Origin of the sequence: Streptomyces sp. SA15 (assembly GCF_002291145.1) — a bacterium.
Classification (GTDB): domain Bacteria; phylum Actinomycetota; class Actinomycetes; order Streptomycetales; family Streptomycetaceae; genus Streptomyces.
This window is the reverse complement of sequence record NZ_NTGE01000097.1, coordinates 1-12,132: the sequence shown is the minus strand read 5'-3', so window position 1 is coordinate 12,132 and position 12,132 is coordinate 1. Positions and strand designations below refer to the sequence as shown.

Annotated in this window: 11 protein-coding genes, 1 rRNA gene and 1 riboswitch; of the genes, 1 reads left to right on the top strand and 11 read right to left on the bottom strand. The window is 68.1% G+C overall.

The window, feature by feature from the left end; genetic code table 11:
• Positions 1–99: 99 nt before the first annotated feature.
• Positions 100–195: riboswitch (glycine riboswitch) on the bottom strand.
• A 113-nt stretch (positions 196–308) separates the two neighbouring features.
• A complete protein-coding gene (locus CLM62_RS19700; protein WP_179382152.1) occupies positions 309–680 on the top strand; it encodes a PRC-barrel domain-containing protein in 372 nt (123 codons plus the stop codon).
• Between the two features lie 1,098 nt (positions 681–1,778).
• Here the strand turns inward: CLM62_RS19700 and CLM62_RS19695 are convergent.
• From CLM62_RS19695 to rrf, 11 genes are all read right to left on the bottom strand, one after another.
• A complete protein-coding gene (locus tag CLM62_RS19695; RefSeq protein ID WP_095751212.1) occupies positions 1,779–3,161 on the bottom strand; it encodes a DNA polymerase IV in 1,383 nt (460 codons plus the stop codon).
• 82 nt (positions 3,162–3,243) lie between these two features.
• A complete protein-coding gene (locus CLM62_RS19690) occupies positions 3,244–3,888 on the bottom strand; it encodes a MerR family transcriptional regulator (protein ID WP_095751211.1) in 645 nt (214 codons plus the stop codon).
• 256 nt (positions 3,889–4,144) lie between these two features.
• Positions 4,145–4,618 carry a bifunctional nuclease family protein gene (locus CLM62_RS19685; RefSeq protein ID WP_004002801.1) on the bottom strand — a complete coding sequence of 158 codons (474 nt, stop codon included), beginning with the start codon at positions 4,616–4,618 and terminating at the stop codon, positions 4,145–4,147.
• 85 nt (positions 4,619–4,703) lie between these two features.
• Entirely contained in the window at positions 4,704–5,441 is a 738-nt protein-coding gene (locus CLM62_RS19680) for a MerR family transcriptional regulator (RefSeq protein WP_095751210.1), read from the bottom strand.
• 43 nt (positions 5,442–5,484) lie between these two features.
• Positions 5,485–6,444, bottom strand: a complete 960-nt coding sequence (locus tag CLM62_RS19675; protein WP_095751209.1) for an FHA domain-containing protein — start codon at positions 6,442–6,444, stop codon at positions 5,485–5,487.
• Between the two features lie 61 nt (positions 6,445–6,505).
• Complete coding sequence (locus CLM62_RS19670; protein ID WP_095751208.1) at positions 6,506–7,339, bottom strand: DUF881 domain-containing protein; 834 nt, start codon at positions 7,337–7,339, stop codon at positions 6,506–6,508.
• 5 nt (positions 7,340–7,344) lie between these two features.
• The gene (locus tag CLM62_RS19665) at positions 7,345–7,677 is read right to left on the bottom strand and encodes a small basic family protein (protein WP_019708255.1); all 333 of its coding nucleotides are present in this window, start codon (positions 7,675–7,677) and stop codon (positions 7,345–7,347) included.
• Positions 7,674–8,579 carry a DUF881 domain-containing protein gene (locus tag CLM62_RS19660; RefSeq protein ID WP_095751207.1) on the bottom strand — a complete coding sequence of 302 codons (906 nt, stop codon included), beginning with the start codon at positions 8,577–8,579 and terminating at the stop codon, positions 7,674–7,676. Before CLM62_RS19660 ends, CLM62_RS19665 begins: the two co-directional genes overlap by 4 nt.
• Positions 8,580–8,675: 96 nt before the next feature.
• Positions 8,676–11,171, bottom strand: coding sequence for a mannose-1-phosphate guanyltransferase (locus tag CLM62_RS19655; RefSeq protein ID WP_095751206.1), 2,496 nt, complete (start codon positions 11,169–11,171; stop codon positions 8,676–8,678).
• A 116-nt stretch (positions 11,172–11,287) separates the two neighbouring features.
• Positions 11,288–11,896 (bottom strand): CDP-alcohol phosphatidyltransferase family protein, encoded by a 609-nt coding sequence (locus CLM62_RS19650; protein ID WP_095751205.1) that lies wholly within the window; start codon positions 11,894–11,896, stop codon positions 11,288–11,290.
• A 109-nt stretch (positions 11,897–12,005) separates the two neighbouring features.
• Positions 12,006–12,122 (bottom strand): 5S ribosomal RNA (gene rrf, locus CLM62_RS19645).
• Positions 12,123–12,132: the final 10 nt, after the last annotated feature.

The following is a 12,132-nucleotide window of genomic DNA, read 5'->3' as shown; positions in this document are numbered from 1 at the left end:
CTCAACCTGAGAGCTTCACCGGATCACCGCGAGGGCGACCGGCTTGCACCGTCGGTGAGAGCGGAAGCCGTCGACACCCGCCCTGCTTTCCAGAGTGACCTCGTCCATGCGGTACGTGGGCCTGAGAGATTCCGGGGAGGATTTGCTCCTTCGGCGCCTCCGATGGTGTCTGGAGGACTCTCCCGCACGGGGTCAGCAGCCGCTAGCCAGCGTACCAGCGAGGTCAACGTCCGGTCCTCGAGTGGCCGCTGTCCTCAATGTGCTCTTTCGTAGTGCTTACGGATGAGTTGCGACCGAGAGGAGGGCCCGTGCAGACCGACTTCGATCCGCGCAACCTGATAGGCCGCAAGGTGTTCGACCGCAATGGCACCAAGATCGGCACGATCGACGAGGTCTACCTCGACGACGCGACCGGCGTACCCGAGTGGGCGGCCATACGCACCGGACTGTTCAGCAGGGACGCCTTCGTCCCCTTGGAGCCCAGCGAGCTGAGGGAGGGCACCCTGCGTGTCCCCTTCGACCGCGCCCTGATCAAGGACGCCCCCGACTTCGGCGTCGGACGCCACCTCTCCCCGGAACAGGAACTCCAGCTCTACCACCACTACGGCCTCGACGTGGCCGCTCCCCCCGCACTCCCGGACCACGACTTCGGCAACCTGGCAGGCACGGACGAGCCCTGACACCTACCCCCACCCGTGAACCGCCCGCAGCCCCTCCACCACCCCGCCCCGCCTCAGCCACGTCCTCCCCGCCAGCCCAGCACCCCGGCCCAGCCGCCACGTCCTCCCCGCCAGCCCCGCGCACCCGGCCCACCCACCTCTCCCCGCCAGCTCCGCGCACCCGGCTCAGCCACATCCGCGCTGTTGGATCAACCCCTCCCTCTCAGCGACACCCTGCGCCTCCGCCCAACCCGTTTCCCCCTCAGCCAGGCCCGAGCCATCGCCCAGCCACTGCCACCCGCCCGGCGCTCCTGTCCAGCCATTGCCACACAGGCCACACACGTTCTCCTGTCCAGCCATTGCCACACAGGCCACACGCTCGCTGCAGATCCAGCTACCCCACCCGCCCCCCGTAGCGCACCCAGCGACACTGCCAGGCCGCGCCCCGTCCTCCAAGCGCGCATAGCCCGACCGACCCTCCGCGCCCTCCAACTCAGCCGACCGTGCCCAGCCAATGCCGCCACCCCACGCGGCCGACGCCAGAGGCATCGCAGCCAGCACACGCGGGCCCACGCCCGTCCCTCCGCCCCGCCAACGCCGTCCCTTCGCTCCCAGCCCCGCCGCCAGCCCGGCGTGACCCACGCACGCCCATCCACGCCCAGCCAACGCCCTCCCTGCAGTTCTCAGCCACGTCGCCAGCTCACGCGCGACCCACGCCCGTCCCTCCGCGCGCAGCCAAGCCCTTCCCTTCGCTCCCAGCCCAAGTCGCCAGCGCCCGCCCATCCGTGCCCAGCCAAGCCCAATCCCTCCATGCCGCGCTCAGCCAACGCCGTCCCTCCGCTCCCAACCCACGCCGCCACTCCACGCGAAGCGCACCGCAGGATCGCCCTCGCCCCCGGCGGCCGCGCGGAGCTTCTACGCCCCTCCCTCCACGCCCAGCCCCACGCCGCCAGCCCAAGCAGTCCACGCCCGTCCTCTCTTCCCCCGGCCCATCCAACGCGCGCCCAGTCCGCGCACAGCCCACGCCGTGAGCCCGCGGGCAGTCGTGCCGCTGGGGCGGCACGGGTGGGCGCGGACGGCACCCCGCAGCGCCGGGTTGCGCGACCCACCCCGCCCCGCCTAACCCGCACGCACCCCACCCCCGTCCACCACAACTCCACCCTCCCCGGATCTCCCCCGCACCAACGGCAACGGCTCCGCCGGCTCCAGATCAGGGTCGTCGACACGAAACGTCCGCACCCGCCCCGGCTCCGACTCCGGCGTCTCGAACCGCACGGTCACCCGCCCGAGCCCACTCCCCTGCACCCACCCATGCCCGTACTCGGCATGCCGCACATCGTGTCCCGCAGACCACCGTCGCTCGACAGGCGCCTCCGGCTCCTCGGCAGGCGCATCCTCGGCCTCCTCCACCGCCGCGTCCGCCCGCTCCCCCGCCGCCTGCGCGAACAGATCCTCCTGCGTGTAGTCGGCGAGCCCACTGACCCCGACCCCCAGCAGCCGTACGCCACCCGTCGTGTCCACGGAGTCCAGCAACCTGGCGGCAGCCTCCCGCACCACCGCCGGATCGTCCGTGGGCCCACGCAACGTCTCGGACCGGGTCAGCGTGGAGAAGTCGTACCTCCGCACCTTCAGCACGATCGTCCGCCCGGACAGCCCCGCACCCCGCAGCCGCCGCACGCACCGGTCGGCCAGCCGCTGCACCTCCAGCCCCACCCGGACCCGGTCGTGGATGTCGATGTCGTACGTGTCCTCCACGGACACCGACTTCGTCTCACGCTCGGCCACCACGGCCCGCTCGTCGCGCGCCAGCGCCATGGCGTACAGCCCGTGCCCATGGGCCTTCCCCAGCAGCCGTACGAGCTCGTCCTCGCCCGCCTCCACGATCTCCTCGATCGTGGTGATCCCGGCCCGCCGCAGATGGTCCCCCGTCGCCGGTCCCACCCCCGGCAGGATCCGCACGGACATGGGCCCGAGCAGCGCCCGCTCGGTCCCCGGCTCGATCACCACGAGCCCGTCGGGCTTGGCCTGCTCCGAGGCGATCTTCGCGAGCATCTTGGACGCGGCGAGCCCCACCGACCCGGTCAGCCTGGTGACCGCCCGTATGTCGGCGCGCAACTTCACCCCCACCAGCCGCGCCGACTCCTCGTCCCAGGCCGCTCCCCCGGCCTCCAGATCCACGAACGCCTCATCCAGGCTCAACGGCTCGACCAGCGGCGACAGCGCCCGCAGCAGCCCCATAACCTGCTCGCTGATCGTCCGGTAGAAGCCGAAGCGCGGCACGAGATACGCCGCGTTCGGCGCGAGCCGGCGTGCCTGAGCCATTGGCATCGCCGAGTGGACTCCAAAGACTCGCGCCTCGTACGAAGCCGTGGCCACCACCCCACGCGGCCCCAGCCCTCCCACGATGACGGCCTTCCCGCGCAGGCTCGGCTTGGACGCCTGCTCCGCCGAGGCGAAAAAGGCATCCATGTCGAGATGCAGGATCGTGGGCGCACTTCTCACATCTCCGATGCTGCCCTACGCCACTGACAATGGCCCCGTCCGAAGAGCGGGAGTGCGACCCGCCGCCCTCGTCTCCTGGCTGTCAGACCGCCCGGTTGCGCCGCCGCGCCAGCTCGTCCGCGGGGTTGTGCCCGACGAGGGTCTCCCCGGTGTCGACCCGCTCCCCGTGCAGCTGCGAGAGAGCGCTCTCGACGTCCCGCCACACCACCCCGACGGCGATTCCGAAGATGCCCTGGCCGCCCTGGAGCAGTGCGTGGACCTCGTCGGGCGAGGTGCACTCGTAGACCGTGGCGCCGTCGCTCATCAGCGTCATGCGCTCCAGGTCACGGAAGCCGCGCTCTCTGAGGTGCTGCACGGTGGTGCGGATGTTCTGCAGCGACACACCGGTGTCCAGGAACCGCTTGACGATCTTCAGGACGACGACGTCCCGGAAGCTGTACAGACGCTGCGTCCCGGACCCGTAGGCGGGCCGTACGCTCGGTTCGACGAGCCCGGTGCGGGCCCAGTAGTCCAGTTGCCGGTAGGTGATACCGGCGGCCGCACAGGCCGTCGGACCGCGGTAGCCGATCTCCTCGGACGCCATGGACGTCGCCCCTCCGCCGCTCGGCACGGCCGTCGGTCGCTGCGGAGCGTGATCGGCCGCGCTGCCATGAAGCGGGTACGGACCGCTCTCCCCCAGACTGCGTCCGGGAACACCCCCAGCCGTACCGTCGCCGCTGCTTCTCACGCCGACCTCCGTCCTTGACCTGCCTTCTCGACGGTAGGCAGTCACCAGGGGTGCGTCAACGATCGCCACACTCGGCACGCCGAGTGATAATCACCCTAAGAGTGGTTTCACGTGCCCCACCGCGGGGAAAGGCTAGCCGAATGCGCTCGGACGGGGCCGCAGACGCTCTCACGCGCCGTTGGCAAATGCCGTCAATTGAGGCGTCACCGGACGAGGACAGGCCCGACACGCTCCGTGCGCCCGCCGGGCCCATGACTCACTGGCTGCTGGTGCCGAAGTCCTCCGGGGAGATCTGGTCGAGGAACTCGCGGAACTTCTCCACCTCGTCCTCCTGCTCGTCCGGAATCGCGATGCCCGCGTCGTCGAGCACACCGTCACTGCCGTAGATCGGCGTCCCGGTGCGCAGCGCCAGCGCTATGGCGTCGGACGGCCGGGCGCTCACCTCGACCCCGCTGGCGAACACCAGCTCCGCGTAGAAGACGCCCTCACGCAGGTCCGTGATGCGCACTTCGGTGAGTTCCTGGCCGACGGCCTCCAGCACGTCCTTGAACAGGTCGTGGGTCAGCGGTCGGGCGGGAGCCATGCCCTGCTGGGCGAAAGCGATCGCCGTGGCCTCCCCAGGCCCGATCCAGATGGGGAGGTAGCGGTCGCCTCCCACTTCACGCAGGAGCACGATCGGTTGGTTGGAGGGCATTTCGACCCGGACACCTACGACATCGAGCTCGTTCACACAGCAACCCTAGGCCGTGCTCGGGACGTTTGGGTAGTCGAGCAGGAAACGGGTGGCCGTTCCGGCCGCCGTTCGCCCGCCCACTTCAGGGCAGCCGCACCCCGAGAGCGGTCTGCACCAGCGCGGCGTGCAGTTTCACCGTGAGCCCGGCGAGTTCCTTCGTACGTGCCTCGGCATGCGCCCTGGTCTGCGGGTTGCGGTGGCGCTTGAGCGGGGCCACCACTTGGTCCACGAGCCCCGCCTCGCGGTCGGCCGCGGCCTTCATCACCCGCAGGTGCCGCGGTTCGATCCCGAACCGCCCCAGCTCGGCGACGAGCGAGGCCACGGTGGCCGCCTCCGCGTCGTACGCCCCATCCGGCAGCGCGGTGATGAGCCCGTACGACTCCCATTCCTGAAGTTCCTGCTCATCGATCTCGGCGGCGGCCATCAGCTCGTCCCGTCCGATCCGAACCGCCGTGGGCCCTTCGACGGCCTCCGCAACGGCCTCGCCGTCCCGCTGACGGCCCAGTGCCGGCAGTTGTACGGCCTCGCCGCGCTCCATGGCGTCCAGGTGCTCACGGATCACCTTGAGCGGCAGATAATGGTCCCTCTGCATCCTCAGGACATGGCCGAGGCGCTCGACGTCCTGGGCGCTGAACTTGCGATACCCCGAGGGGGTCCGCTGCGGCTCGATGAGGCCCTCCGACTCCAGGAAACGGATCTTGGAGATGGTGACTTCGGGGAACTCCTCACGCAGCGCGTTCAGCACCGTGCCGATGCTCATCAGCCCACTGTCCGCGGCGGCGATGCCGTGCCCGGCACCGCCGCTCGATGTTTGAACCATGGACCTTCCCTGGGGGTCCCCCCGGACGGCGTCCGGGGGAGGGTCAGTAGCCCCGCTGGCTCGCGTAGAAGACCAGCCGGTACTTGCCGATCTGCACCTCGTCACCATTGTTCAGGGCGACCTGGTCGATCCGCTCACGGTTGACATAGGTGCCGTTCAGACTGCCCACGTCGGCCACCGTGAACGAGCCGTCCGGACCGCGGCGGAACTCCACATGCCGACGGGAGACCGTCACGTCGTCCAGGAAGATGTCGCTCTGCGGATGACGCCCTGCCGTGGTCAGGTCGCCGTCCAGCAGGAAGCGGCTGCCCGAGTTCGGACCACGGCGCACCACCAGCAGCGCCGAACCGAGCGGCAGTGCGTCGACGGCCGCCTGCGCCTCCGGGGAGAGCATGGGAATCGGCGTCTGGCCCGTGGCCTCGGCGTCGTAGGCCTCGAGTCCGGAGATGGAGATCGTGGACGTCGTCTCGGACGGACGCTCTGCCGCGGCTCCGGCCCGCAGCGGCGCGCCGCAATTGGAGCAGAAGCGGCTGTTCTCCGCGTTGCGGTTACCGCACCTCGTACACACCAGGGCCGACATGGACGGATCCTCCTGCCGCGGCTGCCCCCCAGGGGCATTGGACGCGTACGGGTCGGCGGAAAACCCTCCACCCGTACTTGAGGTTGACGGTTGTCCGAAACCTATGCCTCCGGACTGGGCAGGGTCAACAGACGGCGCGCCCTGACCTCCGGAAACGTCAGCGCCCGGACCACCGACCTGGTCCCGGAACAGCGGGCGCTGACCTTCTGCGTCAGGCTGTGCGCGATGACGAGCGGTCGCGTTGTCGCTGCCCTCTCGCGCGCTCTTGCCGAACAACTTCGCAAACAACTTCACGGGCGATTCCCCTTGACCGAAACAGACCCGCCCGTGGGGCAGGACGAACCCTGATTGAACACACCGGTCGACCCGGACATCCTCACAACGTCCGTATCCACCAGACAGTTTCCACCACGCACCACCCATTCGGTGCGCCGACCCCCCGCAACCTCATGCCCTGGCCGGACGCCCCCCATGCACCCCCGGTTCACTGGGAGGACGACCGAGCGTAGTCAGGCCGCTTCGCTGCTCGCAAGGCGTCCACGACGATCTTGTCCGACCGCTCGACGGTCACGGTGGCCTGCTCCTTCTCAAGAGTCTGCACCACGCCTCCAGGGATGTTGAGCGCCGGTTCGAGGTCCTGCGGCCTGCCGATGACCTTGAAACGATAGGGAGCGTTGATCTTGTTCCCATCGACGCTCACGCTCTTGCCGGAGTCGGTCAGGTACGTCCCCGCGACGACCCGCACGCCGTTCACCTGGATCGCCTCCGCGCCGGCCGCGCGCAGCTCCTGGACCGCGTCGAGCAGCATGTCCGCCTCGACCGTCCCCTTCGTGTCGTCGATGGTCATGGTGATGCCGGGCCCCTGCGCGGCCACCGTGCCCGCGAGGATGCCGAGCTGCCTCTCCTTCTCGACCGTCTGCTTACGGGCCTCCTCGGCCTGGTCCGAGCTGTTCTCCAGCTCGTCCCGCTGCTTCTCGAGACCCTGCTTCTCGTCTTCAAGACGCTGAGTACGGTCGTCCAGTTCGTCGAGGATGCGAACAAGATCTTCCTGACGCGCACCCCGTAGAGCACTGTCGCTGTCACTGTTCGACGCCACCTGAATGGCGAGACCGAATCCCAGGCCGAACAACAGCACGGCGACGATGAGTTGGGCACGCGTGACACGCGGCGGCCACAACCCCTTCACCAGACGTTGCCGACCGGTCAGCTGCGGCTCCCGCTCGGAGGCGTTCTCGGCCGGAGGAGAGGCCGCCGCGGGTACCTCCTCGGGCAGTTCCTTGCGCAGCCTGTTGTCGGGCGTCTCGTCCTGGTTGCTCATCGGCCTCACGCCCGGAACACGTGCCGGCGGATCGCCGCGGCGTTCGAGAAGATCCGGATCCCGAGGACGACGACGACACCGGTGGACAGCTGGGCTCCCACGCCCAGCTTGTCGCCCAGGAACACGATCAGCGCGGCCACGACCACGTTGGACAGGAATGACACGACGAAGACCTTGTCGTCGAAGATGCCGTCGAGCATGGCCCGCAGACCTCCGAAGACGGCGTCGAGTGCCGCCACGACGGCGATCGGCAGATAAGGCTCGACGACCGCCGGAACCTCAGGCCGGACCAACAGGCCGACCACGACTCCCACGACGAGGCCCAGTACGGCGATCACGATGTGCCCTTCTCGGTTTTCGGCTGTGCTGTACGTACGGTCACACTCGGTGCGGCGGGCAGCCGGAGGTCGTCCTCCACGGAGATGGCGGTCCGGATGCCGAAGTTCTCCTGCAGGGCGTGCAGATACAGCCCGTCGGCGCTGTTCTGGAACCTGGTGCTCATGCCGTCGCCGTCCCCCACGGCAAGCACCGTATACGGCGGAACCAGCGGCTTGTTGTCGACCAGTATCGCGTCACCCGCGGCCCTGATCGCCGACAGCGTGGTCAGCCGCTGCCCATTGATCGAGACGGCCTCCGCGCCCGATTCCCACAGACCGTTGACCACGCGCTGCATGTCGCGGTCGCGCACCCTGCCGGTGTCGGAGAACCCGGAGGTCTCACGCGGGTCGCCTTCGCCTTCCGTGGTGGCTTCCTTGGCATCGTCCACGACCAGTTTCACGCCGGGACCGCGCACCTCAGTCGAACCCGCCAGAAGCCCCAAGAGCGCCGTCTGGTCACTGTGGCCGGTCTTCCTGAGGGCCTCACGCTGCCGCGCGCCCACGTCGTCGCGCAGCTCGTCGACGGAGTCCTCGAGTTTGTCCGCGCTCTCGGTCTCCCGGTCGATGCGGTCGATCAGTTCCTCGCGCTCCTTGGCCACGGCGGGCGCCGCGACCCGCGCCTGTGCCGCACCGACGGTCACCACCAGAGCCGCGAGCACCAGACCGGCGGCGAGACCGAGCTTCGCCCTGAGGGTCTTGGGCATACCGCCGTCGCCACTGGCCTTCTTCCGCGCGGCCGCCTCGGCGTATCCGTCGTCGAGACTGTGGTCCATGACGTTGGTGAGCAGCGACATGGACGCGTCCGGACGCGACGCGCGCGTGGGTGTGCTCCGAACGGGGGGCTGCTGCGGCATGCCGCACATCGTCGCACGTCGCGCCCACTACCTCCGAATGGCCCCGGCAACGTGCCGGACAGGCCCCCTGGAGGACACTTGTCCGGCACGCGCGCGTGCTGTGATTCAGCGCCCGGCGCTGTCCACGACCGCCGACCACTCGTCGAGCAGCGCCTGCGCGGAGGCGTCGTCCGGCCCCTCCGCCCACAGGTGGGTGACCGCCTCGGCCGGGTCGGGCAGCACCATCACCCAGCGCCCGTCGGTCTCCACCACCCGCACGCCGTCGGTGGTGTCCACGAAGCGGTCTCCGGCCGCCTCCACGACCCGCCGCATCACAAGTCCCTTGACGGCCCAGGGAGTCGCCAGATCACGCTTGAGGACGTGCGCCCGCGGAATCCGCGCATCGATCTGGCTGAGCGTCAACTGCGTCCGCGCCACCAGCCCGATCAGCCGTACGAAGGCCGCCGCACCGTCGAAGACACTGCTGAACTCGGGGACGATGAAGCCACCCTTGCCGTCACCGCCGAAGATCGTCGTGTCGTCGCGCCCGACCCGGGTCAGATCGTCGGGAGACGTCGTCGTCCATTCCACCTGCGTGCCGTGATACGCCGCCACCTGCTCCGCGATCCTCGTAGTGGTCACCGGCAGAGCCACCCGGCCGCTGCGCCGCTCCGCGGCGACCAGGTCGAGCATCACGAGCAGCGCCCGGTCGTCCTCGATGATGCGGCCCTTCTCGTCGACCAGCGACAGCCGCTCGCCGACGGGGTCGAAACGCACTCCGAACGCGGCGCCCGAGGACGCCACGATCTCACCGAGCCGCACCAGCCCCGACCGCCGCATGTCGGCCGTCTCCGTCGGCCGGGACTCGTTCAGACCGGGATTGATCGTGAGCGAGTCCACCCCCAGCTTGCCGAGCAGGCTGGGAAGCACGAGCCCGGCGCTGCCGTTCGAGGCGTCGACGACGACCTTGAGCCCCGACTCGGCGATCCCCGTCGTATCGACGTTCCTCAACAACGAGCCGGTGTACGAATCGAAGACGCTGGCCGGGAAGTGCAGATCCCCGATCTCGCCCGGGAACGCCCGCCGGTACTCCTGCCGCGCGAACACCCGGTCCAGCTTCCGCTGACTCGCCTGCGAGAGGTCGGCACCCCGGCCGTCGAAGAACATGATGTCCACGGAATCCGGCACACCTGGCGTCGTCCGGATCATGATCCCGCCGGCGCTGCCCCGACCGGTCTGCTGCCGGGCCACGGGCAGCGGTACGTTCTCCAGGTCGCGTACGTCGATGGCGCTGGCCTGCAGCGCGGAGATGACCGCCCGCTTCAGCGCACGGGCACCACGGGAGTGGTCACGGGCCGTCGTGACGGTCGAGCCCTTCTTGAGAGTCGTCGCGTAGGCGCCGGCGAGACGCACGGCGAGTTCGGGGGTGATCTCCACGTTCAGGATTCCGGAGACGCCACGGGCGCCGAAGAGATGCGCCTGACCCCTTGATTCCCAGATGACCGACGTGTTGACGAACGCGCCCGCTTCGATGGTCTTGAACGGGTAGACCCGCACGTTTCCCTGGACGATCGATTCTTCACCGATCAAGCACTCGTCCCCGATGACAGCGCCGTCCTCGATCCGGGCCGCGCGCATGATGTCGGTGTTCTTTCCGACGACACAGCCCCGGAGATTGCTGTGCTGGCCGACGTACACGTTGTCGTGCACAACGGCCTTGTGTAGAAAGGCCCCGGTCTTCACTACCACGTTCGAGCCGACGACCGTGTGCTCCCGGATTTCGGCGCCGGCCTCGACCTTGGCGTAGTCCCCGATGTAGAGGGGCCCACGAAGAACGGCATCAGGGTGCACCTCGGCGCCTTCGGCCACCCACACGCCCGGGGAGATCTCGAACCCGTCGATATCGACGTCTACCTTGCCCTCCAGGACGTCGGCCTGCGCCTTCACATAGCTCTCATGTGTCCCGACGTCCTCCCAGTAACCCTCCGCCACATAGCCGTAAACCGGCTTGCCCTCCTTCATCAACTGCGGAAAGACATCGCCGGACCAGTCCACGGGCACATCGGGTTCGACATAGTCGAAGACCTCGGGCTCCATCACGTAGATACCCGTGTTCACGGTGTCCGAGAAAACCTGGCCCCAGGTCGGCTTCTCCAGGAAACGCTCGACCTTGCCCTCCTCGTCGACGATCGTGATACCGAACTCCAACGGATTGGGCACACGCGTCAGACAGACAGTGACCAGCGCACCCTTTTCCTTGTGGAAATTGATGAGCTCGGTGAGATCGAAGTCGGTCAGGGCATCACCGGAGATGACAAGGAAGGCATCGTCCTTCAACGCCTCCTCGGCGTTCTTGACGCTTCCGGCGGTACCGAGTGGCTTCTCCTCATTGGCATAGGTGAGCTCCATGCCGAGCTCTTCCCCGTCACCGAAGTAGTTCTTGACCAGTGACGCCAGGAACTGGACAGTAACGACGGTCTCGTTGAGCCCATGCCTTTTGAGCAGCCGCAGAACGTGCTCCATGATCGGCCGGTTGGCCACCGGCAGGAGCGGCTTGGGCATGCTTGAGGTCATGGGGCGAAGGCGCGTGCCTTCGCCTCCGGCCATCACGACGGCCTTCATGTCGGAAGCGTCCTCCTCTAAGAGACGACGGTCTAGCCGACTTCACCCGTCCAGATTGTCCCGCACTTTTCCGCCGCGGGCCATCGCGCCGCTACAGCTGCTTCAACCGGCGGGGTTCAGTCGGTCATGGCGTCCGCACGAACCAGGCGGCGGACTTGTACCACGTAGAGAACTCCTGCCCACCAGTACAGCGTTGTACCCCATCCGGCGAACGCCCATCCGAAAATAGCAGCGAGTGACGAGATCCATCCACTTCCGTCACTGAGCAACAGCAACGGGAAGGCATACATCAGGTTGAACGTCGCTGCCTTGCCCAGGAAGTTCACCTGCGGCGGCGGATAGCCGTGACGTCTGAGGATGCCCACCATCACCAGCAGAACCAGCTCTCGCGCCAAAAGTACAGCAGTCAACCAGATTGGCAGAATCTCGCGCCAAGTGAGACCGACCAAAGTCGAGAGAATGTAGAGGCGGTCGGCTGCGGGATCCAAGAGCCGGCCGAGGCTGCTGATCTGGTTCCAACGCCGAGCCAGCTTGCCGTCCAGGTAGTCACTGATCCCGCTCAGAGCCAGTACCAGCAGCGCCCAACCATCGCTCTTGGGACCGCCGAACTCGGGCCGGAGGATGAGCCACAGGAAGAGCGGCACGCCGACGAGCCGCGCCATGCTGAGGATGTTGGGGATGGTGAGGACCCGGTCCGTCTGGACGCGGGTCTCCTGGACCTCCACCCGGGAGCCTCCTGTGGGAAACGTGCCAACGATGCTCCCTGACCTTACCTCAACGCAAAAAAGCTCTGGCTCTCGGGCTATGTGCCCAAGAGCCAGAGCTCTAAAAGGAGTTCGGCGGCGTCCTACTCTCCCACAGGGTCCCCCCTGCAGTACCATCGGCGCTGTAAGGCTTAGCTTCCGGGTTCGGAATGTAACCGGGCGTTTCCCTCACGCTATAACCACCGAAACACTATGAA